The organism is Sphingomonas sp. M1A8_2b (assembly GCF_053345535.1).
Genome location: NZ_JBKFAH010000001.1, coordinates 1,028,764 through 1,052,034, shown reverse-complemented (window position 1 = coordinate 1,052,034; position 23,271 = coordinate 1,028,764). Strand labels below are relative to the sequence as shown.

General features: G+C 66.5%; 25 protein-coding genes. 8 read left to right on the top strand and 17 right to left on the bottom strand.

Annotation, left to right across the window (positions count from 1 at the left end):
• Positions 1-36: 36 nt before the first annotated feature.
• The 9 genes from ptsP to ACLBWL_RS04870 form a co-directional block, all read right to left on the bottom strand.
• On the bottom strand, positions 37-2,310 hold the full coding sequence (gene ptsP, locus ACLBWL_RS04910; RefSeq protein ID WP_447790730.1) for a phosphoenolpyruvate--protein phosphotransferase: 2,274 nt from the start codon (positions 2,308-2,310) through the stop codon (positions 37-39).
• 206 nt (positions 2,311-2,516) lie between these two features.
• Positions 2,517-3,539 carry a Holliday junction branch migration DNA helicase RuvB gene (gene ruvB / locus ACLBWL_RS04905; protein ID WP_447790728.1) on the bottom strand — a complete coding sequence of 341 codons (1,023 nt, stop codon included), beginning with the start codon at positions 3,537-3,539 and terminating at the stop codon, positions 2,517-2,519.
• 139 nt (positions 3,540-3,678) lie between these two features.
• Positions 3,679-3,897: a type II toxin-antitoxin system HicA family toxin gene (locus ACLBWL_RS04900; protein WP_447790726.1), complete on the bottom strand. Its 219-nt coding sequence runs from the start codon at positions 3,895-3,897 to the stop codon at positions 3,679-3,681.
• The gene (locus ACLBWL_RS04895) at positions 3,890-4,096 is read right to left on the bottom strand and encodes a type II toxin-antitoxin system HicB family antitoxin (RefSeq protein WP_447790724.1); all 207 of its coding nucleotides are present in this window, start codon (positions 4,094-4,096) and stop codon (positions 3,890-3,892) included. The genes ACLBWL_RS04900 and ACLBWL_RS04895 overlap by 8 nt, the downstream gene beginning before the upstream one ends.
• 28 nt (positions 4,097-4,124) lie before the next feature.
• On the bottom strand, positions 4,125-4,721 hold the full coding sequence (ruvA, locus tag ACLBWL_RS04890; RefSeq protein ID WP_447790722.1) for a Holliday junction branch migration protein RuvA: 597 nt from the start codon (positions 4,719-4,721) through the stop codon (positions 4,125-4,127).
• An 84-nt stretch (positions 4,722-4,805) separates the two neighbouring features.
• On the bottom strand, positions 4,806-5,801 hold the full coding sequence (locus tag ACLBWL_RS04885; protein WP_447790720.1) for a hypothetical protein: 996 nt from the start codon (positions 5,799-5,801) through the stop codon (positions 4,806-4,808).
• Between the two features lie 267 nt (positions 5,802-6,068).
• A complete protein-coding gene (gene ruvC / locus ACLBWL_RS04880) occupies positions 6,069-6,575 on the bottom strand; it encodes a crossover junction endodeoxyribonuclease RuvC (RefSeq protein ID WP_131583635.1) in 507 nt (168 codons plus the stop codon).
• A 195-nt stretch (positions 6,576-6,770) separates the two neighbouring features.
• On the bottom strand, positions 6,771-7,514 hold the full coding sequence (locus ACLBWL_RS04875) for a YebC/PmpR family DNA-binding transcriptional regulator (protein ID WP_056477859.1): 744 nt from the start codon (positions 7,512-7,514) through the stop codon (positions 6,771-6,773).
• 30 nt (positions 7,515-7,544) lie between these two features.
• On the bottom strand, positions 7,545-8,087 hold the full coding sequence (locus ACLBWL_RS04870; RefSeq protein WP_447790717.1) for a DUF1003 domain-containing protein: 543 nt from the start codon (positions 8,085-8,087) through the stop codon (positions 7,545-7,547).
• A 112-nt stretch (positions 8,088-8,199) separates the two neighbouring features.
• On the opposite strand from ACLBWL_RS04870, the gene ACLBWL_RS04865 reads away from it, so the two are divergent.
• Entirely contained in the window at positions 8,200-9,663 is a 1,464-nt protein-coding gene (locus ACLBWL_RS04865) for a helicase HerA domain-containing protein (RefSeq protein ID WP_447790716.1), read from the top strand.
• 177 nt (positions 9,664-9,840) lie between these two features.
• On the top strand, positions 9,841-10,131 hold the full coding sequence (locus tag ACLBWL_RS04860) for a GIY-YIG nuclease family protein (protein ID WP_447790714.1): 291 nt from the start codon (positions 9,841-9,843) through the stop codon (positions 10,129-10,131).
• 230 nt (positions 10,132-10,361) lie between these two features.
• Here the strand turns inward: ACLBWL_RS04860 and ACLBWL_RS04855 are convergent, their stop codons facing one another.
• The gene (locus tag ACLBWL_RS04855) at positions 10,362-10,604 is read right to left on the bottom strand and encodes a DUF2312 domain-containing protein (RefSeq protein ID WP_197942503.1); all 243 of its coding nucleotides are present in this window, start codon (positions 10,602-10,604) and stop codon (positions 10,362-10,364) included.
• Between the two features lie 182 nt (positions 10,605-10,786).
• Entirely contained in the window at positions 10,787-11,089 is a 303-nt protein-coding gene (locus ACLBWL_RS04850) for a DUF1244 domain-containing protein (RefSeq protein WP_447790712.1), read from the bottom strand.
• Positions 11,090-11,169: 80 nt separating this feature from the next.
• Between ACLBWL_RS04850 and pyk the strand changes: the two genes are divergently transcribed.
• The 4 genes from pyk to ACLBWL_RS04830 all read left to right on the top strand — a co-directional run bounded on the left by pyk (position 11,170) and on the right by ACLBWL_RS04830 (position 15,930).
• Positions 11,170-12,633, top strand: coding sequence for a pyruvate kinase (gene pyk, locus ACLBWL_RS04845; protein ID WP_447790710.1), 1,464 nt, complete (start codon positions 11,170-11,172; stop codon positions 12,631-12,633).
• Positions 12,634-13,172: 539 nt separating this feature from the next.
• Entirely contained in the window at positions 13,173-15,227 is a 2,055-nt protein-coding gene (locus ACLBWL_RS04840; RefSeq protein WP_447790708.1) for a carbon starvation CstA family protein, read from the top strand.
• Positions 15,224-15,412: a YbdD/YjiX family protein gene (locus ACLBWL_RS04835; RefSeq protein ID WP_447790706.1), complete on the top strand. Its 189-nt coding sequence runs from the start codon at positions 15,224-15,226 to the stop codon at positions 15,410-15,412. Before ACLBWL_RS04840 ends, ACLBWL_RS04835 begins: the two co-directional genes overlap by 4 nt.
• Entirely contained in the window at positions 15,409-15,930 is a 522-nt protein-coding gene (locus tag ACLBWL_RS04830) for a biliverdin-producing heme oxygenase (protein ID WP_447790704.1), read from the top strand. Before ACLBWL_RS04835 ends, ACLBWL_RS04830 begins: the two co-directional genes overlap by 4 nt.
• Positions 15,931-15,945: 15 nt before the next feature.
• Here ACLBWL_RS04830 and ACLBWL_RS04825 read toward each other — a convergent pair whose 3' ends face one another.
• Positions 15,946-16,248: a polyhydroxyalkanoic acid system family protein gene (locus tag ACLBWL_RS04825; RefSeq protein ID WP_447790702.1), complete on the bottom strand. Its 303-nt coding sequence runs from the start codon at positions 16,246-16,248 to the stop codon at positions 15,946-15,948.
• A gap of 27 nt (positions 16,249-16,275) precedes the next feature.
• Positions 16,276-16,695 carry a VOC family protein gene (locus tag ACLBWL_RS04820; RefSeq protein ID WP_447790700.1) on the bottom strand — a complete coding sequence of 140 codons (420 nt, stop codon included), beginning with the start codon at positions 16,693-16,695 and terminating at the stop codon, positions 16,276-16,278.
• Between the two features lie 377 nt (positions 16,696-17,072).
• On the opposite strand from ACLBWL_RS04820, the gene lnt reads away from it, so the two are divergent.
• A complete protein-coding gene (gene lnt, locus ACLBWL_RS04815) occupies positions 17,073-18,605 on the top strand; it encodes an apolipoprotein N-acyltransferase (protein ID WP_447790698.1) in 1,533 nt (510 codons plus the stop codon).
• Between the two features lie 70 nt (positions 18,606-18,675).
• Positions 18,676-19,893, top strand: coding sequence for a methionine adenosyltransferase (gene metK / locus ACLBWL_RS04810; protein ID WP_447790696.1), 1,218 nt, complete (start codon positions 18,676-18,678; stop codon positions 19,891-19,893).
• Between the two features lie 303 nt (positions 19,894-20,196).
• Here metK and ACLBWL_RS04805 read toward each other — a convergent pair whose 3' ends face one another.
• The 4 genes from ACLBWL_RS04805 to ACLBWL_RS04790 all read right to left on the bottom strand — a co-directional run bounded on the left by ACLBWL_RS04805 (position 20,197) and on the right by ACLBWL_RS04790 (position 23,239).
• Entirely contained in the window at positions 20,197-21,285 is a 1,089-nt protein-coding gene (locus ACLBWL_RS04805) for an AI-2E family transporter (RefSeq protein ID WP_447790694.1), read from the bottom strand.
• Between the two features lie 119 nt (positions 21,286-21,404).
• Positions 21,405-21,689: a hypothetical protein gene (locus ACLBWL_RS04800; RefSeq protein WP_447790692.1), complete on the bottom strand. Its 285-nt coding sequence runs from the start codon at positions 21,687-21,689 to the stop codon at positions 21,405-21,407.
• A gap of 90 nt (positions 21,690-21,779) precedes the next feature.
• On the bottom strand, positions 21,780-22,415 hold the full coding sequence (locus tag ACLBWL_RS04795; RefSeq protein ID WP_447790690.1) for a phosphatase PAP2 family protein: 636 nt from the start codon (positions 22,413-22,415) through the stop codon (positions 21,780-21,782).
• Entirely contained in the window at positions 22,415-23,239 is an 825-nt protein-coding gene (locus ACLBWL_RS04790) for a formate/nitrite transporter family protein (RefSeq protein ID WP_447790688.1), read from the bottom strand. The genes ACLBWL_RS04795 and ACLBWL_RS04790 overlap by 1 nt, the downstream gene beginning before the upstream one ends.
• Positions 23,240-23,271 lie beyond the last annotated feature (32 nt).

The following is a 23,271-nucleotide window of genomic DNA, read 5'->3' as shown; positions in this document are numbered from 1 at the left end:
GGTCCTGTCAACGCGCAGTGCCCGAGCAATCGCGGTTCAGGTGAGTTCGACGCCATTTTCCCCGGCCCAGGCGGTCAGTGCGGCGCGCATGTCGCGCGGCGGGTCGGCGAGCAGCGCTGTCATGATCGGCGCCAACGCCGACCGATCGAGTGAGCGCGTCATCGCCTTGATCGGGCCTACGGCGGCCGGGGTGATCGACAGCCGCTCGATCCCGAGCCCGATCAGCGCCATCGCCTCGAGCGGCAACCCGCCCATCTCGCCGCAGACCGCGAGATCGACGCCCGCCGCACGGACCGGCGCGATCAGCCGGGCGATGAAGCGCAGGATCGACGGGCTCAGCCAGTCGTAGCGCTCGGCGAGCTTGGGATTGGCGCGATCGGCGGCGAACAGGAACTGGGTGAGGTCGTTGGTGCCGATCGACAGGAAATCGATGTTGGGCAGCAGCAGGTCGAGCATCTCGGCAAGCGCCGGCACTTCGAGCATCGCACCGTAGCGGATTGCGAGCGGCAGTTTGCGCCCCCTGCCCTCAAGCCAGTGGCGTTGCGCCTCGAAGAGCGCACGCGCCTCATCGAATTCCCACGGCTCGCTGACCATCGGGAACATCACGTTGAGCGTGCGACCGGCCGCAGCCTCCAGCAACGCGCGCGCCTGCACCTTCATCAACCCGTCGCGTTCCAGGCCCAGGCGCAAGGCGCGCCAGCCCATTGCCGGGTTCTCCTCGTCGGCGTCTTCCTTGTTGAGATAGGGCAGCGCCTTGTCACCGCCGATATCGACGGTGCGGAAGATCACCGGGCGATCGCCGGCCGCGTCGAGCACTTCGCGGTACAGTCGCTGCTGGCGCTCGCGTTGCGGCAGTGTGGCGGAGACGAGAAACTGGAATTCGGTACGGAACAGGCCGATCCCGTCGGCGCCGGTGACGTCGAGCGCGGCCACGTCGTCGCGCAGGCCGGCGTTGACCATTAAGGTCAGGCGGTGGCCGTCCCTGGTGATCGGCGGCACGTCGCGCAGCGCCGCGAACGCCGCTTTGCGCTTCTGCCGCATCGCCAGCCGCGCCTCGAACGCTTCCTCCATCGCCGCCGACGGGCGTGCGAAGACGTTGCTTTCGGCACTGTCGAGCAACAGCATGTCGCCTTCAGCGACCAGCCGACGGATATCGCGGACGCGGCCGAGCACGGGCACGCCCATCGCACGGGCGACGATCGTGACGTGCGCGGTGAGCGAGCCCTCCTCCAGGATCACGCCCTTCAGCCGCCGCTTATCGTATTCGAGCAGTTCGGCGGGACCGAGGTTGCGCGCGATGAGAATGGTGTCCTGCCGCAGGCCGAGCTGTGCGGCGGTACCCATCTGGCCCGAGACGATCCGGAGCAGCCGGTTCGACAGGTCCTCTAGGTCGTGCATCCGGTCGGCCAGCAGCGGATCGTCGATCTGGCGCATGCGCTGGCGGGTGCGTTGCTGGACGCGCTCGATCGCCGCCTCGGCGGTCAGGCCGGAGTCGATCGCCTCGTTGATGCGCCGCGCCCAACCCTCGTCATAGGCGAACATCTTGTAGGTCTGCAGCACCTCGACATGCTCGCCGCCGACGCCGAATTCGGCCTCGCGGGTCATCCGATCGATGCCTTCGCGCATCTTGTCGAACGCCGCATAGACGCGGTGGCGCTCGGCGTCGGTGTCCTCGGCGACGGTGTGCTCGATCGTGATGCGCGGCTGGTGATAGACCGCAAAGCCGGCGCCCATGCCGTCGACCAGCTTCTGGCCGGGGATGCGCATCGCCGCGGTCGACTGCGGCCGATCCGCGCCGCCGCCGGTGGTGTCGATGAGCCCGGCATTGGCGATGAGTTCGGACAGCACCATCGCGACCGTCTGCAACGCCTCGATCTCGACGTCGGCATATTTGCGACGGTCGGTGTGCTGGACGGCCAGCACCCCCACCGAACGCTCGCGGCGGATGATGGGCACGCCGGCGAAACTGTGGAAGCGATCCTCGCCGGTCTCGGGCTTGTAGGCGAAATCGGGATGGCTGGCGGCTTCGTCGAGGTTGAGTACCTCGACATCCTCGGCGATCGTGCCGACCAGACCTTCGCCCATCGCCAGTTTGGTGACATGGACCGCGGCCTGGTCGAGGCCCCGCGTGGCGAAGAGTTCGAGCACGCCTTCGCGCAGGAGGTAGATCGAGCAGACCTCGCTATCGATCGCGGTGGCGATGATGCCGACGACCGAATTAAGCTTGGCTTGCGCGGACGTGCGCGAGGCCATCACATCGTGAAGGCTGGTGAGGATTTCGCGGGCGGAGGCGGCGGCCGAAAGGGGCATACGGGTTGGCTATCAGATGAAGCGCTTGGGTGCCACGCAACAAAAGCAGTGTCGCACCCAAGTTCGATCGATCTCTGGGTGGATTCTTACAACATTTCCCATGCCGTCATGCCGGGCTCGTTCCGGCATCCACCTTTCCGCAAAATCCAGAGACTTGAATTTGCGGGACGGTGGACCCCGGAACGAGTCCGGGGTGACGAAAGACATTACGCGTCGAACAGGCCGTCCTGGCTGCCGGTTGGTGGGTTGAGGCCGAGGTGTTTCCAGCCGCCCGCATTCAGGAACCGCCCGCGAGCGGTGCGCGCGATCAGGCCGAGCTGGATGAGATACGGCTCGATCACTTCCTCGATCGTATCGCGCGGTTCGCTGAGCCCTGCCGCGAGCGTCTCCACCCCGACCGGACCACCGCGATAGATATCGGCGATCATCAGCAGATAGCGACGGTCCATCGCATCGAGCCCGAGTGCGTCGACCTCCAGCCGGTTGAGCGCCGCATCCGCCGCCCGCGCATCGACCATCTCGTGCCCCGCGACATTGGCGAAATCGCGCACCCGACGCAGCAGCCGCCCGGCGATCCGCGGCGTCCCGCGGGCACGGCGGGCGATTTCCATCGCACCGTCCTTGGCGATGCCGAGCCCGAGCAGCCCGGCGGCGCGCGTCACCACGCGCTCGAGCTCCTCGACCGAATAGAATTGCAGCCGCACGGGAATGCCGAAGCGGTCCCGCAACGGCGTGGTCAGCAACCCCTGCCGGGTCGTCGCGCCGATCAGCGTGAACCGCGGCAGGTCGATGCGCACCGACCGCGCCGAGGGACCCTCGCCGATCATCAGATCGAGCGCACGATCCTCCATCGCCGGGTACAGCACCTCCTCGACCGCGGGTTGCAGCCGGTGGATCTCGTCGATGAACAGCACGTCGCCATCTTCGAGATTGGTAAGCAGCGCGGCGAGATCACCAGACTTCGCGATCACCGGCCCCGAGGTGGCGCGGAAGCCTACCCCCATCTCGCGCGCGACGATCTGCGCCAGCGTGGTCTTGCCGAGCCCGGGCGGGCCGAAGAATAGCACATGGTCGAGCGCATCGCCGCGCGACTTCGCCGCCTGGATGAAGATCCGCAGATTCTCGCGCGCAGCCTTCTGCCCGACGAAATCGTCGAGGCTCTTCGGGCGGAGTGCGGCATCGACGTCTTCGGGACGCTTGGCGGCGGTCAGGATGCGGTCGTCTGTCACTGCGAAAAAGCTTCAGGTCGCGGCATGTCACCGCATACGCGGAAGGCATCCAAACTTGTGTCGATGATGATATAATCCCTAGTGATGCAATACGTGACGAAGAGACTTCTGGTCGCCGAACCAAGGACGAAGGGGATGGTCACCGTATCGCCTCGATAAATTCTTCACGGGTCAGTTGTGCCTGTCGCAGAATGGCGGCCATCGTCCCCCTTTTGAGCGGATCATGCATCGGTACGACGCAACCGACGGCACCGCGGCGCAAAATGACGTGACTACCCCGTTGCCGCACCTGTTCGAACCCGAGCCGCTCCAGCCTCTTGATCATTTCCGCGCCGGAAAGAACGGGAAGCTCAGGCATGTTCGGCCACGGTGAAGCTCGTCACCAACGGCGCCCCGACGATCCGCATCGGAAACACGTCGAGATACAGTTCGACCGCCTCGCGCAAGTTGCCGATCGCCTCCTCCACCGTTTCACCCTGGCTCGTCGTGCCGGTTTCCGGATTATAGGCGACGAACCCGCCTTCTTCCGCAGCGGTAAGAACAGCAGTGACCTGCATGACTCATTCCTTTTTCGACGACCCGGCTCTACCGCGACGCCTTGCGCAGCGCCAGTCGCACCAGGGCGTCGAGCGTGGCGTCGGCGCCCAATTCCTCTTCCGCCGCGGCGACGGCGGTGGAGGCTTCGGCGGGGCGGAAGCCGAGGTTGAGCAGTGCCGACACCGCATCCGCGCCGGCGCCGACGACCGGAGCCATCGTCGTACCGCCCGGCCCGAGCACGATCCCGCCAGTCTTGTCCTTCAGTTCCATGACGATGCGCTGGGCGAGCTTGGGGCCGACGCCGTTGGCGCGTGCGACCATCGCCTTGTCGCCGCTGGCAATCGCCCGGCTGAGATCATTGGGTTCGAGCGCGGACAGGATCGCCAGCGCAACGCGCGCGCCAACCCCCTGCACGCCGGTCAGCAGGCGGAACCAGTCGCGTTCTGCGCCGCTCGCAAACCCGACGAGGCGGATCGAATCCTCCGACACCAGCATCTCGGTGAACACGGTCGCCGCCTCGCCGATCGGACCGAGCGTCGACAGCGTCCGCGCCGACGCGCCGACCAGATAACCGACGCCGCCGACATCGATCACCGCATGATCGATCCCCGTTGAGTCGAGACGTCCTTTGAGATGCGCGATCATGGTGAAGAGCGGTAGAACAAAGCCGCGGGCGCGTCATCCCGGCAAAACCGCGGCGGACGCGATGATGCGGCCGCCGCGATCGGTTCAGCCGGGCAGTTGGTGCAGCATCGGTTCGCTCGACTGCGCGCGCGGCAGCGACGGCTGCGTCGGCTTCGGCACGCCGTGGAGCGCCTGGGTCGGCGCGCCGATGACCGCTGCGCGCGCGCGCAGGCTCGCCTTCAGGAACACCGTCTCCGATGCCACGAACCGCCGCGGCGTCGTGCCGAGAAACGTGCCGGCATCGCGCAGGAAGTGCGAGGCGTCGAAATAGCTGCTGTCGATCTTCGAATAATCGTTCAGTCCCGCGTCGGTGATCAACCGGATGAACGAGCGCAGGAACCGCGCCCGCCGCAGCAGGAGCTTGGGCGGCATGCCGAAATACCGCGTCGCCATGCGGCGGAGTTCGTGCGTCGGGATATCGAGCCGCTCCGCGACGTCCTTCATCTCGATCACGCCATCGGTCACGGTGAGCGCGCCGAACGCGCGGATCAGGGCTTCGCGCGGGTGCGCCCGGCGGAACACAGAGGGGAGGATCGAATCGAGCAGCGGTTTGATCTTGGCGTCGTCGTCCAGCAGGTCGAGCCCCTCGGTCAGCCGGGTCGAAATGGCGGGTCCGGCAACGCCGGCGAGCGGCACGACGCGGTTGTGGAAATCGCCTGCCGAGCGCGCGGTCATGCGCGCCCAGCCGAGCGCCGTCAGACCGATGCCGACGGCGATGCCGCCATGCGTTTCGGTGCGGAACGCGCGGCTGGTAGGACCGTACAGGCTGGCGCGGTCGAGTGGACCGAACCGGTGGTTGCCGATGCTGACCTCCAGCGGGCCGGCATCGACGAGCACCGAGATCATCGCCGGCGCGGGCAGGTACCAGTTGATCATCGGCGCGGGACTGGCGCTGGCATAGATCGCGTAGCCGGTGACGAATTCCGCGAGGGCCGGATCGGGCAGGTCGTAGCGCATCCGCATGCCCGGCGGCATCGCGAACGCGGCATCGGGAACGGTCGCGCTATTCGTGCCGCCGCGGACTTGATCTGGACGCATCATCCCCCCTTGGTGGATGTAACAAGATTTCAATGCGACCGCGTCAGCCACAGCAAAATGAGCGTTACCACCGAACCGTGAACGATCCTTAGCATTCGAAAGGGCGACGGTGCGAGCGAAACTTGCGCTAGGTTGAGTTTGCAACCCCGGATGCGGCCCCTGACGGGGGCAATCGGCACCCAGCCTCGGTTGATATTGCGGAACTGGCTTAACGACTTGCCGGTGTATCGGCGGCTGCGCGCCGGGGACGGATCAGGCGCCGGAGACGGGTCAGGCGCCGATGCCGCTCCGGCGCGACAGGGCGGCTGCGCTGGCGACGTGATGCGCGTGGGTGATCGCGACGGCCAGTGCATCGGCAGCATCGGGCCCGGCCAGTTTCGCACCGGGCAGGAGCACCGCCATCATCGCCTGGATCTGTTTCTTGTCCGCGCCGCCGGTGCCGACGACGCCCTTCTTGACGGTCGACGGGTGGTATTCGCCGATATGCAGCCCCGCCCCCGCCGCAGCCAGGAGCACGACGCCGCGCGCCTGGCCGAGCTTCAGCGTCGACTGCGCGTTGGTGTTGCCGAGCACTTCCTCGACCGCCGCCCCATCCGGGCGTTCGGTGCGGATGACGTCGATCAGCGCGTTGTACAAAGCGGTGAGGCGGCGGGGGAGCGCCATCGACGGATCGGTCTTGATCTGGCCGTTGGCGATATGACTCAGGCGGTTGCCATCGGCGCGAATGACGCCCCAGCCGGTGGTACCGAGGCCGGGGTCTAGTCCTAGGATGATCATAAGTAAGTAAAAGGTGGGTTCACGCGGAGACGCGGAGACGCGGAGGGGGTGCGCTCCTGGCTGTCGTCTCGCGTAAGCGGGACTTTCAATTCTCCGGGCTGGCCGAACCATGCGAGGCCGCTGGCGCGGAGGACGTAGCCGCGAAGGACAACTCTCCGCGCCTCCGCGTCTCCGCGTGAACCCACCTTCTTCATCTCAACCCAGCGACTCCATGATCTCGTCGGAGATTTCGTAATTGCCCCACACCGTCTGCACGTCGTCGTCGTCGTCGAGCGCGTCGATCAGCTTGAACAACGTCGCCGCATCGTCCGCACCGACCGCGACCATCACTTGCGGACGCCAGGCGAGCTTGGCGCCTTCCGCTTCGCCAAGCTTGGCCTCAAGCGCCTTGGCCACCTCATGCAGGTCGCCCTGCGCGGTCCAGACCTCATGGCCGTCCTCGCTTGATGTGACATCCTCGGCACCCGCTTCGAGCGCCGCTTCGAACACCGTGTCGGCATCGCCTGCGCTCGCCGGGTACGAGATCAGCCCGACGCGGTCGAACGCGTGGCTGACCGAACCGCCCGCGCCGAGGTTGCCGCCGTTCTTGCCGACCGCGACGCGCACGTTGGTCGCGGTGCGGTTGCGGTTGTCGGTCAGCGCCTCGATGATCAGCGACACGCCGCCGGGACCGAAGCCCTCATAGCGGATCTCTTCGTAATTCTCGGCATCGCCGCGGCTCGCCTTGTCGATCGAGCGCTGGATGTTCTCCTTGGGCAGCGACGCCGCCTTGGCCGCGTTGACCGCCGCGCGCAGGCGCGGGTTCATGTCGACGTCGGGCAGGCCCATCTTGGCCGCGACCGTAATTTCCCGGCTGAGCTTGCTGAACGCCGACGAGCGCTTCTTGTCCTGCGCGCCCTTGCGGTACATGATATTCTTGTATTTGGAATGGCCTGCCATCGGTGCCTCTAATAGCCTGATGCGCCGCTCTTAGGCTCCGGGGGCGCTTTTCGCCAGACCGTCTATCTTCTGCTCGATCGCGTCCAGCCGGGCCAGCACCAGATGGTCGATCTTGTGATGCACGCGGAGAATGTCGAGTTCGGCGCGCAGATTGGTCTCGTAATCGAGACTGGCCGCCAGGCGATCCTTCGCCGATTGCCGGTTCTGGCTCATCATGATCACGGGCGCCTGGATCGCCGCGACGGTCGACAGGAGCAGGTTGAGGAAGATGTAGGGATACGGATCGAACGCGCGCCCGAAATGCGCGAGGATGTCCGAGTTCAGCAGCATCCAGCCGATCAGCACCGCGGTGAAGGCGATGATGAATCCCCACGACCCACCGATCGCCGCGACCCGGTCCGACAGCCGCTCGCCGAAGGTGGCACGCTCGTCCGACACGTCTGCCGCATCGCGACTGACGGTGGTGCCCGATTCGATCCCCGCGAGGACGCGACGCTCCTCCTCGTCGAGCTCGCCCGGCGTCTTGCCAAGGAGGCGTTGCGCGAGATCGGCGAGCGGGGAATGTGTGGCCATATCCGGATGCCTAGCCGGGATTGCGGATTATTCCAGCGCGCAAAGGCCGGCTTGCCACCGAAGCCACAAAGACTCCTTGCCCCCACACGTCCGCACCTGCCAAACGCGCGGCATGACGGTTAGCGTGAATATGGGCACCGACGGCAATGGTACTGCCGTCGGCGTCGACCTGGAGGAACTTCTCGCCACCCGCCTGTTGGTGCAGGGCAATTCGGGCTCGGGAAAGTCGCATCTGCTGCGCCGGCTGCTCGAGCGATCGGCGGGGCATGTCCAGCAGATCGTGATCGATCCCGAAGGCGATTTCGTGACGCTCGCGGGGCCGCACGGGCACGTCGTGATCGAGGCCGGCGACTATAGCGAACGCGAGATCGCGCGGATTGCCACGAGGTTGCGCGAACACCGGACGTCGGCGGTGCTGAGCCTCGAAGGACTCGAGGTCGAGGGGCAGATGCGGTGCGCCGCGTCGTTCCTATCCGCGCTGTTCGATGCGCCGCGCGAGCATTGGTATCCGGTGCTGGTGGTGGTCGACGAAGCGCAGATGTTCGCGCCCGTCACCGGTGGCGAGGTGTCGGAAGAGGTGCGGCGCGCGTCGCTGGCGGCGATGACCAACCTGATGTGCCGCGGGCGCAAGCGCGGGCTCGCCGGCGTGATCGCGACGCAGCGTCTGGCGAAGCTCGCCAAGAACGTCGCGGCGGAGGCCTCGAACTTCCTGATGGGGCGCACCTTCCTCGACATCGACATGGCGCGCGCCGCCGACCTGCTCGGGATGGAGCGACGCCAGGCGGAGGCGATTCGCGATCTCCAGCGTGGGACGTTCATGGCGCTCGGGCCCGCAGTGTCGCGGCGGCCGATTACCGTGAAAATCGGCGACGTGGCGACGTCCGCGCGCAGCGGCAGCCCGAAGCTCACCCCCCTCCCCAGCGCCGCACCGATGGATCTGCAGGACCTACTGTCCGAGCCGGTGGTCGACGCTCCCGAACTCGGCCTGATGTTCGATTCGCGCCCGCGTCGCGTGCCCGCGGAGGAACTGCTCGACGGCATCGCCCGCCCACCCGAGCCACGCACCGCTGCGCCGCCGCCGCCCGAGAAGACCGACGACGAGATCGAGGCGGTCTACGCCGACGTCTTCCGCGCGATCGTCGAGGATCCGGAGTCGACGTTGCGGCCGCCGTCGGTGCTGTTCCAGGATTTCCAGGTGCGGTGTCGGATGGGGGGGCTCGCCAAGCCGCCGCTCGACCTGCCGGGCTTCGTACGGCGTCTGAGTTGCGCGCGTGCGGGAATCTTCGACATGACCGACGAGGCGTGGACGGCGGCGCTCGACGTGGCGAGCGGCCTGCCCGACGACATGCTGGGCGCGTTCCTGCTGGTGGCGCGGGCTGCGCGCGAGGGCGAACCCTGCCCGTCTGACGCGCGGATCGCGGCGACGTACGGCACGAGTTCGCTAGGCCGAGTGAAGCGTCTGATCGGCTATATCGAGAGCCGGGAGTTGATCGTGTGCCGGACTGATCTGGCCGGTAAACGCTCGATCACGATACCCGGGCTGGGGTGGACGACGTTGCCGGCGGAAGCGGCATAAGGTCTCGCTCGCGCGTCACTAGATTGACTCCCCCGTCGTCCCAGCGAAAGCTGGGATATTCCGCGGCGAGGAGTGCGCCCGTCCCACACAATACGGGCTGTTAGGCGGGCGCGTTCCTCCTCGCCGCAGGAGATCCCAGCTTTCGCTGGGATGACGGAGGGGGGCTGGAGGCTCGACATGGCGCATGGCGGTTGGGTCTACATGATGGCGAACAAGCCGTTTGGCATGCTGTACATCGGTGTCACCGCATATCTGGCGTCGCGCGTGCATCAGCATCGGAACGATACCGGGTCGGCCTACTGCCGGCGGTACGGACTTAATATCCTCGTTTTCGCCGAGCGACACGAGACAATCCAGGATGCGATAGCTCGCGAGAAGATGCTCAAGGCGTGGAAACGGTCGTGGAAGGATGATTTGATCGCGACGATCAATCCGGAGTGGCTGGATCTTTACGACCATCTGCACTGAGGCTGCCTCGCCAGCCCAACCCCCAGCTTAAACCGTCATCCCAATTTAGCCGTCATCCCAATTTAGCCGTCATCCCAGCGAAAGCTGAGATCTCCTGCGGCGAGGAGGAACGCGGCCGGTCAAACAACCAGCGCTGCGTGACTAGGAAACGCTCCTCGCCGCGGAATATCCCAGCTTTCGCTGGGATGACGGCAAACTCAGGATGACGGCTTAAACGGGACGGACGATTCTCAGATCATCCCCAACGCCTGGAGATACACTTCGAGGATCGCTTCCTCCTCCTGATATTCTTCCTTCTTTTTCTTCCGGATCGACAGGATCTTGCGGATCGCCTTGGGGTCGTAGCCGCGGCCCTTGGCTTCGGCCATCACGTCCTTGATGTCGTCCGAGATACCCTTCTTCTCTTCTTCGAGACGCTCGGCGCGCTCGATCAGCAGGCGCAGTTCGTCCGCAGCGACCGCGCCGCCGCCCATGCCGTGTTGCCGTTCGTCAGACATCGAAAATTCCCCACTCGCCAGCGCCACGCGCCGGCCCAAAGCCAATCGAGAAACCCCGCGCAGATCATCGCCGTCGAATGACGTCGTGAATCAGACCGCTGCGGGGTGCGGGGCTGCGTCTAGGCGTTTACCGTGTTCGGCTCAAGCGACGGCTAAGCTCAGGCCACCGCGTTCTTCGCGACGCTCGCCTTCATCCGTTCGAGCTGCTCGGGGCTCGCATCGCCCTGATGATGCGCCTTCCACTCCGCGTACGGCATCCCGTACACCGTCTCGCGCGCGTCGTCCTTCGACAGGCCGCCGGCCTCCTCGACCCAGTCGGACAGGCAGTTGCGGCAGAAACCGGCCAGCCCCATCAGGTCGACGTTCTGCGCGTCCTCGCGGTGGCGGAGGTGGCGGATCAGGCGGCGGAACGCGTTCGCCGCTACGGCATCGTCCAAAGTATCGAGGCGATCGGGGGTCATTGCTATGCTCCGTGGTTGATCCGGCGGAGATAGGGTTTAAGGCCCGTCGCGGCAAAGACCTCCCCCAGGAAACGCATCGCATGACCAAGGCCATCGCACCCCGTTCGCGCAAAGTCCGCATCCTCGCGACGCTAGGCCCTGCCAGCAGCACGCCCGAGATGATCGCAACGCTTTTCCGCACCGGCGCCGACGCATTCCGCGTCAACATGAGCCACGGCGACCAGCAGTCGAAGATCGCCGTGATCCAGGCGATTCGCGCGCTCGAAAAGGAATTTGGTCGCCCTTCGACGATCCTCGCCGATTTGCAGGGGCCGAAACTGCGCGTCGGCAAGTTCGAGGGCGGGCGCACCGTGCTGGAAACGGGATCGACCTTCCTGCTCGACCGCGACCCGACACCGGGCGATGCGACACGCGTCGAACTGCCGCATGACGAGATCTTCGCGGCGATCGAGCCGGGCGCACGCCTGCTGCTCGACGACGGCAAGCTGGTGCTGCGCGTCGTGTCGCACGGCCCGCGCCAGATCACGACGCGGGTCGAGGTCGGCGGCGCGCTGTCGAACAGCAAGGGGCTGAACGTTCCCGACGTCGTGCTGCCGATGGCCGCGCTGACCGAGAAGGATCGCAGCGATCTGGATTTCGCGGTCGACCAGGGCGTCGACTGGATCGCGCTGTCGTTCGTCCAGCGCCCCGAGGATCTCTGGGAAGCGCGCAAACTGATCGGCGGCAAGGCGGCGCTGATGGCGAAGATCGAGAAGCCCGCGGCGATCGAGCGGCTTGAGGAGATCGTCGAGGCCTGCGACGGCGTGATGGTCGCGCGCGGTGATCTCGGCGTCGAACTGCCGCCGCAGCAGGTGCCGCCTTTGCAGAAGCGCATCGTCGAGGTCTCGCGCCGGATGGGCCGCCCCGTCGTCGTCGCGACGCAGATGCTCGAATCGATGATCACCTCGCCGTCGCCGACGCGCGCGGAAGTGTCCGACGTCGCGACCGCGGTCTATGATGGCGCGGATGCGATCATGCTGTCGGCGGAGAGCGCTGCGGGGGCGTGGCCGGTCGAATCGGTGGCGATGATGGATGCGATCGGCGTGTCGGTCGAGGCGGACCCGGAACACGGCGACCGCATGCACTTCACCGTGATGAAGCCCGACCCGACGACGGCGGATGCGCTGGCCGAGGCGGCGAAGAACATCGCCGCGACCGTGTCGGCAGTGGCGATCATCTGCTTCACGACCTCGGGCTCGACCGCCCGGCGGATCGCGCGCGAGCGGCCTTCGGTGCCGCTGCTGGTGCTGACCCCGAGCCAGGAGACTGCGCGACGGCTCGGTCTGCTGTGGGGGACGCATGCGGTGCACACGCGTGACGTCGAATCGTTCGAGGACATGGTCGCCAAGTCGAAGCGGATGGCGTTGCGGCATGGGATGGCGAAGGCTGGCGACCGCGTGATCGTGCTCGCGGGCGTGCCGTTCCGGACGCCCGGGTCGACCAACGTGCTGCATGTGGTGCGGATCGTCGGGGACGAGCTGAAGGGGCATCACTCGCAGGTTTGAGTTGCGGGGCTGAAGTTCGGCTGATGGGCTGAAATGCCCTCTTCCCCCCTCCCTGGAAGGGAGGGGAGCGAAGTGTGTGCGGATCGTCCAAGCAGGAACCCGTCACGCGAGCGCGCCCTGCCCCGTCATGCCGGGCTCGTTCCGGCATCCACCGTTCCGCATACTCGCGGTCCGTGGAGTATGCGGAACGGTGGGCCCCGGCCTCCGCCGGGGTGACGGAAGAGAGGGGCGCGCCGGGTTTCAGGTGGGGTGCCCCGAGATCGCAGCACGCTAACCGATCATGCTATCCAGCCACGTTTGCCGGGATCGTATCGTTCTTAACCAGTGCCCCACCCCGGCGGAGGCCGGGGCCCAATTGGAAAGGTTGCCGTAACGTTGCCGTAACGGAGCGGGGAGCGTCGCCACTCCCGTCCCCCCAATTGGGCCCCGGCCTTCGCCGGGGTGGTGCTGTGAGGCGGGTACGCTAGCTAATCTAGGCTAGCGCTCGCTCCCCGAATACGCGATGCCGCGCACAACGGACCGCACGGGAGGGCGCACGCATGACATTACGCGATAAGATCGGTTGGGGCGCGCTTGCCCTGCTCGGAGCCTGCGCACTCGCGGTCGTCGCGTTCGAGCGCGGCGAGCATGTCAACGCGCTGTGGATCGTCACCGCGGCCGTTTCCGTCCAGCTGATCGCGTACCGCTTCTACGCACGCTACATCGCGCGGCATGTGATGCAGCTCGACCCGTCGCGGCAAACCCCGGCGCTGCGCCGAGCCGATGGCCTCGACTACGTCGCGACCGACCGCAACGTCCTGTTTGGGCATCACTTCGCCGCGATCGCCGGTGCCGGACCGCTGGTCGGCCCGGTGCTCGCCGCGCAGATGGGCTATCTCCCCGGCACGCTCTGGATCCTCGCCGGTGTCGTCCTCGCCGGCGCAGTACAGGATTTCATGATCCTGTTCATCTCGATGCGCCGCGACGGGCGGTCGCTGGGCGAACTGATCCGCATGGAAATGGGCGCGATCCCCGGCGTGATCGCGCTGATCGGCGCGTTCGCGATCATGGTCATTATCCTCGCCGTGCTCGCGCTGATCGTCGTGCGTGCGCTCGCCGGCAGCCCATGGGGGCTGTTCACCGTCGCCGCGACGATCCCGCTCGCATTCCTGATGGGCATCTACACCCGCTGGATCCGCCCCGGAAAGGTCGGCGAAGTCTCCGTGCTCGGCGTCATCGGCCTGCTCGCCGCGATCGTCTATGGCGGCTCCGTTGCCGCCTCGCCGACGCTAGCGCCGCTGTTCACGCTGACCCCGGTGCAGCTCTGTGTGCTGATGGTCGGCTACGGCGCAGTCGCCTCCGTCCTCCCCGTGTGGCTGCTGCTAGCCCCCCGCGACTACCTGTCGACCTTCCTCAAGATCGGCGCGATCGTCGCGCTGGCGATCGGCATCGCGGTCGTCGCACCGCCGCTGCGGATGCCTGCGCTCACCCCGTTCATCGACGGATCCGGCCCGGTCTGGTCGGGTGGGCTCTTCCCGTTCCTGTTCATCACGATCGCGTGCGGCGCGGTGTCGGGCTTCCACGCGCTGATCGCCAGCGGCACGACGCCGAAGCTGATCGCCAGCGAAGGCGACGCGCAGTTCATCGGCTATGGCGCGATGCTGATGGAGAGCTTCGTCGCGATCATGGCGCTGGTCGGTGCGTCGATCCTCGATCCCGGCGTGTATTTCGCGATGAACAGTCCGGCGGCGGTGGTCGGTACCGACTTCGCCTCCGCTGCAACTGCGGTGACGGCAATGGGCTTCCCGATCACGCCCGAACTGCTCGCGCAGACTGCGAAGGACGTCGGCGAGACCACGATCGTCTCGCGCACCGGCGGCGCGCCGACGCTGGCGGTGGCGATGTCGGAGATCTTCAGCCACCTGATCGGCGGGCAGGCGATGAAGGCGTTCTGGTATCACTTCGCGATCCTGTTCGAGGCGCTGTTCATCCTCACCGCAGTCGACGCGGGGACGCGCGCCGGGCGGTTCATGTTGCAGGACCTGATCGGGCTCGCGGTGCCGTCGTTCCGCAATGCGTCGGCGATCGTGCCGGGGCTGATCGCGACTGCGCTCTGTGTCGTTGCTTGGGGATTCTTCCTGTACCAAGGCGTCACCGATCCGCTCGGCGGGGTGAACACGCTATGGCCGCTGTTCGGAATCTCGAACCAGATGCTCGCGGCGGTCGCGCTGGTGCTCGCCACGGTCGTGCTGTTCCGGATGAAGCGCCAGCGTTACGCGTGGGTGACGATCCTGCCCGCCACGTGGCTGTGCCTGTGCACGATCACCGCCGGGCTGATGAAGCTCTTCGCGAGCGATCCGAAGGTCGGCTTCCTCGCACATGCGTCGAAGTTCGCGGACGCGGCGGCGCGGGGTCAACTGCTCGCGCCGGCCAAGACGATGGCGGAGATGCAGCGGATCGTGCTCAACGACCGGATCGACGCGGGGTTGTGCGCGCTGTTCCTTGCGGTGGTGCTGTCGATCGTCTTCTTTGGTGTGCGGACGTGTCTGGCGGCGCTGAAGATCGACCGGCCGACGGTGACCGAAGTCCCGCCGCAGCTGGTGGCCGCGGAATGATCCGCGCGATCTATGCGAAGGCGCGCGAGACCGCGCTGCTGATGGTCGGCGTGCCGTCCTACGCCGCCTATCGCCAGCACATGGCCGAGCGCCATCCTGACCACGCGCCGATGGACGAACGCGCGTTCTTCCGCGATCGGCAGGAGTCGCGGTATGGCAGCAAGGGCGGGGGACGCTGCTGTTGACCGACGCGCCTTCGACCGTCGCCCGGCTCCGGGCCGCGACGGTGAGCGATCACGACGCGGTCGATGCCGGGTTTGGACGCTATGACCTGAGCGACGCCGACGATTACCGCGCGTTTCTGATCGCGCATGCCAAAGCGTTACCGGCGGTCGAGGCCTGGCTTGCCGCGATTCCGGGACTGGGTGCAGTTCGGTCGCGGGAGACGGCGCTGGCCGAGGATCTCGCCGCGCTGGGTGAAGACATGCCGGCGCCGATGGCGTTCGACGTTACGCCGAGCGAGGCGGCCGGCTGGGGTGCGATGTACGTCGTCGAAGGCTCGCGGCTCGGCGGCATCATGCTGTCGCGATCGGTGCCCGATGGCATGCCGAAAGCGTATCTTGGCGCGAAACATCTTTCGGGCGAGTGGCGCGCTTTACTCGCTGCGCTCGATAGCGAGTCTTCCGACGAAGCCTGGGTCGAGCAGGCTATCGTCGGCGCCAAGGCGGCGTTCGCGCTCTACCGGAGCGCGCCCGCCGTCTGATTTGGGCGCCTGATATCAGCGCAGGAGCTTGGGGGCTTCCTTGCCGATATATTCCTGGATCTTGCTGGCGAAGAGACCCAAGATTCCGGGCAGGTCGACGACCGCATGGACATTTGTTTCGTAGACCGTGACCGCGCTGGCGATCGTCTGGCCCATCGCCTTGGCGGTGAAGTGCAGCGTGTCGCCCTCCCAGCGATGATCGGTGACCGACCCGCCGGGAATGCTCGCGCTGATCTTGTCGATGCCGCCATCGAGCCGTGCGCGGACCGCCGCCTTGCCGAGATTGTGCGGGATGTCGACGGTAACTGGAGTGGCCATGGATAATCCTTGAATTGAGTATTGGCCTTACGTGGCGAAAATCATGTCGTCGTTGGCGAACGCCTTGAACTCGAGAGCGTTGCCCGACGGGTCGTAAAAGAACATCGTCGCCTGCTCGCCGGGCTGGCCCTTGAAGCGCACGTACGGCGCGATCCCGAACGTGACGCCGGCGGCGGTGACGCGCTCGGACAGCATCGTCCAGTCGTCCATCGACAGCACGACGCCGAAATGCGGGACCGGGACGGCGTGGCCGTCGACCGCATTGGCGACCGCGACGGGTTTGGCCGAAGGGTCGAGATGCGCGACGATCTGGTGGCCGAACAGGTCGAAGTCGATCCACTGGTCGCTGGAGCGGCCTTCGGGACAGCCGAGGGTGGCGCCGTAGAAGGTGCGAGCGGCGGCGAGGTCGTGGACCGGGAAGGCGAGGTGGAACGGGCGTAGGGTCATCGGGCGAGGATACGGTGGGATGGCGGGTTCGTCGACCCGAGGATTGCGTGGGCAATTTCACCCACCGCAATAACGGGTGACAAGCCCAAAACCTTGTTCTCTCGCGAAGGCGGGAGCACAGTCTGGGTCCCCGCCTTCGCGGGGAAACAAGTTTGGGAGGGGACACCTCACCTAGCCATACCGCACCACCCCGGCGAAGGCCGGGGCCCAATTGGGCAGCACAGCCAATGAAGGGGAGCGCTTCGTCACGACCACCTTCCAATTGGGCCCCGGCCTTCGCCGGGGTGGTGCTGGAAGCATGGGAGGCGCTCTTCATGCCGCCACTCCATCACACCGAAAACATTGCCCCCCCTTCCCCACCACGGCATAGCGCCAGCGTGACCCGTTTCCCCGCCCTCGCCTGCCTGATCCTCGGCGCGATCGCCGCTACCGGCTTCGCCCCGCTCGATCTGTGGCCGCTGACCCTCGTCGCGTTCGCGCTCTGGATGACGCTCGTCCACGATGCTCCGACGCTGCGCAGCGTCCTCTGGCGCGGCTGGCTGTTCGGGCTTGGGCATTTCACGATCAACAGCAACTGGGTCCAGCACGCGTTCGACTTCCAGGACGCGATGCCGCCGGTGCTCGGCTATTTCGCAGCAGTCGGCCTCGGCCTGTATCTCGCCGTGTATCCGATGCTCGCCGCCGCGCTGGCGTGGCGGATCGCGCGACGACCCGGTGGCGCGGATGCGGCATTCGTGCTGGCCTTCGCCACCGCCTGGATCACCACCGAGTGGCTCCGCGCGACGCTGTTCACCGGCTATGCGTGGGATCCACTGGGCGTCGTCTGGCTGCCCGCGATCGGTGTCGCGCGGCTGTCCGGCTGGATCGGCACCTATGCGCTGTCGGGCGTGACGATCGTCGCCGCCGGGGCGCTGCTGATGCTGGCGCTCCGCCGCTGGACGCTGCCCGCGATCGTGATCCCGGCGTTGAGCCTCGCTGCGCTATCGGCCGTGTGGACCAACGCCCCGGCGCCGGCCCCCGGCACGCCGCTGGTCCGCGTGGTCCAGCCCGATATCGGCCAGGAGGACCGCAGCGAATCCGATGGCGAACGCGTGCTATCGGCGCTCGAAAAGCTCTCCGGGAAAGGCGGCGCCGTCCCCCGCCTCGTCGTCTGGCCCGAAGGCGTGGTCCGCGATTATCTCGAGGATGGCTATCCGTTCTATGCCTATGGCTGGTCGAGCCCGCTCTATTTGCGCCGCCGCATCGCCCGCCTACTCGGCCCCGACGACATCCTGCTGACCGGCGGAACCGCGCTCGAGTTCGACGCCAAGGACAAGATCTCCGGCGCTGCCAACTCGGTGTTCGCGGTCGATGCGCAGGCGCGGTTGCGCGGGCGCTACGACAAGGCGCACCTCGTGCCCTATGGCGAATACCTGCCGATGCCGTGGCTGCTGAAACCGCTCGGGCTCGCGCGTCTCGTGCCCGGCGATCTCGACTTCACTTCGGGCAAGGCTCCCGGCAACCTGACGTTCCCGGGCTTCGGATCGATCGGCGTGCAGATCTGCTACGAGATCATCTTCTCGGGCGACACCGTCGACCGCGCGCATCGCCCGCGATTGCTGTTCAACCCGTCGAACGATGCCTGGTTCGGCACGTGGGGTCCGCCGCAGCATCTCGCGCAAGCCCGGATGCGTGCGATCGAGGAAGGCCTGCCGATCGTCCGTGCGACGCCGACCGGCATTTCCGCGATCATCGCCGCCGATGGTCGTCTGGTCGCGACCGTGCCGCACGAAACCGCAGGCGCGATCGAACAGCCGATGCCGGCCGCTTTGCCGCCCACGCTCTTCTCGCGCGTCGGCAATGCGATGGCGGCGATCGTCGCGGGGCTAATGCTTGCAAGCGCGGTTGCCCTGCGTCGTCGGCGCCGCTAGAAGGTCATATAAAGCTTTCCTTATATGACGCTCCCGTGCTTTTTGCGGCGAGCCCTTGCGAAGAGGTTTCATGCGCAAATCCTTTCTCTTCACGTCCGAATCGGTCTCCGAAGGTCATCCCGACAAGGTCGCCGACCAGATCAGCGATACCGTCGTCGACCTGTTCCTCGCCAAGGACCCGCAGGCGCGGATCGCGTGCGAGACGCTGACCACCACGCAGCTCGTCGTCCTCGCCGGTGAAATCCGCGGCAAGGGCATCTACGAGAATGGCGAGTGGGCGCCGGGCGTGCTCGAGGAGATCGAGGCCGCGGTGCGCAACACCGTCAAGGAAATCGGCTACGAGCAGACCGGCTTCCACTGGCAGACCTTCCGCTTCGAGAACAACCTCCACGCGCAGTCCGCGGAAATCGCGATGGGCGTCGACGAGAGCGGCAACAAGGACGAAGGCGCCGGCGACCAGGGCATCATGTTCGGTTACGCGACCGACGAGACGCCCGGCCTGATGCCCGCGACGCTGTACTACAGCCACAAGATCCTGGAGCGGATGGCCGCCGACCGCCATTCGGGCGTGGCGCCGTTCCTGCAGCCCGACGCCAAGAGCCAGGTCACGCTGTCGTACGAGAACGAAGCCCCGGTCGCCGCGACCGCGCTCGTCGTCTCGACGCAGCATGCGCCGGGCTATTCGGAAAAGGGCACTAACCCCGATCCGAAGAAGTATGCCGAGCTGCGTGACTACGTCATGGGCGTGTTCAAGGACGTGCTGCCCGACGGCTTCATTTCCGATGCGACCAAGATCTACATCAACCCGACTGGCGCGTTCGAGATCGGCGGCCCCGACGGCGACGCGGGCGTCACGGGCCGCAAGATCATCGTCGACACCTACGGCGGCGCAGCGCCGCATGGCGGCGGCGCGTTCAGCGGCAAGGATCCGACCAAGGTCGATCGCTCGGCTGCGTACGTCTCGCGGTATCTGGCGAAGAACGTCGTCGCGGCGGGCCTCGCGCGCCGCTGCACGATCCAGCTCAGCTACGCGATCGGCATCGCCGAGCCGCTGTCGGTCTATGTCGACCTGCACGGCACCGGCACGGTCGACGAGGCCAAGCTGGAGGCGGTCCTGCCGCAGCTCGTTCGCCTGACGCCGAAGGGTATCCGCGAGCACCTCAAGCTCAACGCGCCGATCTACAAGAAGACCGCTGCGTATGGTCACTTCGGCCGTGAGCCTGAAGGCAACACCTTCACCTGGGAAAAGACCGATCTGGTCGACGCGCTTAAGGCTGCCGTCGCCTGATAGCGACGCCTTGGTGATGTGAAAAAGCCTCCCGCGGACCGATCCGCGGGAGGCTTTTTCGTTCCCTCGCCCCTCCGGGGAGAGGGAGGGAGGAGCCGCTTGGCGACGGAAGGGAGAGGGGCGTTGGGGAGAGGGTCCGAACCTCACTCCCCCCCACCCTCCCGCCCGGCTTCGCCGTGCGGGCCCCTCCCTCTCCCCTAGGGGAGAGGGAAAACGAGGGGGAAGCTCGTATCGAAGCAGGTTCACCCGCGCGGGCCTATCCCCGGCCTATCCTCCGATACGCCGCGTCGGCAGGCTCAGCCGCTACTCAGGACGAACGGACTTGGATGAGTCAACCGGCTGAGCATGCCGCTGCTCGGTCAGCACCTCCCACGCGGTCAGGAACAGCGCGGCGACCACCGGCCCGACGACGATGCCGCTGATCCCGACCGCCTCGATCCCGCCGAGCGTCGACACCAGCACGATGTAATCCGGGATCCCGGTATCCCGACCGACCAGGATCGGGCGCAGGATATTGTCCGCCAAGCCGATCACCACGACGCCAGACACGATCACCACCACGCCCTGCCAGATCGCGCCGGTCGCCAGCAGATATACCGCGACCGGGACCCAGACGAGCGCCGGCCCCAATGCGGGCAGCAACGACGTCAGCGCCATCAACAGCCCCCAGAGCAGCGCTGCCGGCAACCCGACGATCCAGAACGTCACCGCGCCGAGCGCACCCTGCGCGAGCCCGACGATGACGGACCCCTTGATCGTCGCGCGGACCACCGCGACGAACTTCTCGACCAGCGTCTTGGCGACCGAGTGCTCCAACGGCAGCGCACGCCGGATCGCCGGCCCCACCTTGTCGCCGTCCCGCAGCAGAAAGAAAGTCACGTACAGCCCGATCCCGAACGACAGCACGAACGCCGCCGCGTTGCGGCCGATCGACAAGGCCTGGCCCGCGATCGAGCGGACGCTGTTGCCGAGGATCGTCGATACGCGCGACTGGGCCTGCTCGAAGCTGTTGAGCCCGGCCTTGTCGAGCGCGCCCTGGATACGGCGGGGCAGCGCGTCGTGGATCTGCTGAAAATATGCGCCGAAGTTGATCTGCCCGCTTTGCAGACGCGCGTAGACCGAGGCGGACTGGTCGATCATCAGGCTGCCGATGATCAGCGTCGGCACGATCACCGCGACGAAGATGATCAGCAGCGTCATCGCCGCGGCCAGATTGCGCCGGCCGGGCCAGCGCTTCAGCAGCCACTGGTACAGCGACTGGAACAGGATCGCCGCCAGCCCGCTCCACAACAACGCCACCGCGAACGTCGAGACGACGACGCACAGCGCCACCGTGATCGCCACCAGGAAGACGATGAAGCCCCCCGTTTCCAGTCGACGCCGGTCGATCATGTTCTGCCCCTGTTTTCAGCGCGGCACCGAGATTCGTCGGCGCCCATACTATAAAAGCCGCCCCCCGGTCTTCACCAGGGAGCGGCCCAGCCTCTGGCGCGGTTAGGCGCCGATCGCTGTCAGCGCAGCTTCTCGCTACCGTTGACCAGCGCATCCTTCTGCGCCTGCGGCATCGCCTGCGCGTTCACATCGGCGTCGTCGATCGCGTCCGCCTGCTGGTCGCCGTCCTTGCGGACCGCCTTGGCCTGGTCCTCGAGATTGTCTGCAGCGGCTTCGAGCGCATCGGCGCGGTTGTCCGCGGCCTTTTCGACCTGGCTGCCGAGCTTGTCGTCACCCTTGCCGCCGCAGGCTGCGAGCGGGAGTGCGATGGCGGCGATCATCGTTGCAATGGCAAGTTTCTTCATGTCGTGTTTCCCTCTGGTATCGAGGTCGCAAACCGTCACGGTCGCGAAACGGTTCCGCGACGGTGCAATTTATCGTCGCAGAAGGGTAGCTTAGGCGGCTGTAGCGCTATGTTCGAGCAGCAATGGCGCACGGTCGGTGATCGTGGTTTCGACCGCCGGCGCGATCCGGTCGAAGATCGCGCTGACCAGCGCCTCGGTAATCCAGCCGACCGCGGCACCGACAACGAGGTCGGACAGGTAGTGCTTGCCGTTGAGCGGTTGTGCGACCGCGACGACGCCGGTGATCAGCGCGGCCGGCGCGCCCGCCCCACCAATATCACGCGACGCGGCGCGCGCGACCGCCACCGCGCCGGCGGTGTGGCCCGACGGAAACGAGGTCTGGTCGTGATCGTCGCTTTTGCCCGGCTCGAACCGCGCCTTGCCGTCCTCGATCGCCTTTTCGGGGCGGGTGCGGTCGACCGACGCCTTGATCGCCGACTTGACGAACGTCGCCGCTGCATGCGCCGCCAGCATCCGGATCCCGCCACGGATCACCTCGGGCCGCCGCGCGATCAGGCCGATCACGACCGTGCCGATCGACGTCGCCACGAGCTGTGGCTGGTCGCCGATCTCGGCGAGCAATCCGGTCGCCTTGACCACCGGCGCGTCGCGGTGCTCGGCGGCCTTGTGCGTCGCCTTGCGGTCCGCCTTTTCGACGGCCTTTGCGGCGTCCTTGGTCTTGCCCATCACGTTTCGCCCTGTCCGTCCATTTCACCACGCACCTGCGCATGCGCCAACAGCGCGAACAACCCCGCACCGCCCAGCAAGTTGCCGAGGATCGCCGGCAGCATGAGATCGCCCAATGCCTCGCCTGCACCGACCTTACCCGAAAACAGCAGCAGCCAAGCCTCCACCGATCCGACGATCGAATGGCTGAACGCGCCGATCGCGACGACATAGGTGATCGCGAAGATCACGAGGAACGACTGTTCGCGCGCATTCGGCAGCGACCAGGCTAGGATCGCGATCATGAATCCGGCGGGGATCGCGTTGACGAACGTCGCGCCCGGCGAGAGTTCGGTAATCCGCATCGACACCTCGATCATCGCGGTACGAAGCTCGCTGCCGCCGAGCAGACCTGCCGCGATCATCCCGCCGGCCAGCGCCGTCCCGATAAGATTGGCGCCCAGCACGACACCCCAGAGCCGCAGGGTTCGCCGCAATGCCCATCCCGAGGGCTTGGTCACCAACGGCAGCATCGCGGTGATCGTGCTCTCGGTGAACAACTGCATCCGGCCGAGGACGACGACCAGGAAGCCGATCGGGTAGCCGAGCGACACGACGATCGATCGCCACGGCGTATCGGGCAGCGCCGCGTGGAGCGCCCCCTCCGCGATCAGCGAACTGGCGATCGCCATGCCCGCTGCAAGCCCGGAGAAAAACAGCGACGATACCGGGCGATCGAGCTCGTCCTCGCCAGCTTCGCGGACGGCCTTGTGCAGGTCCTGCGCATCGGCGGCCTTGAGGTCTTCGACGTTTTCGCCGGGCGGATTGGATGCGGTGTCGACCATTACGAGAGTGCAACGGTCCGCGCCGCGCTTTG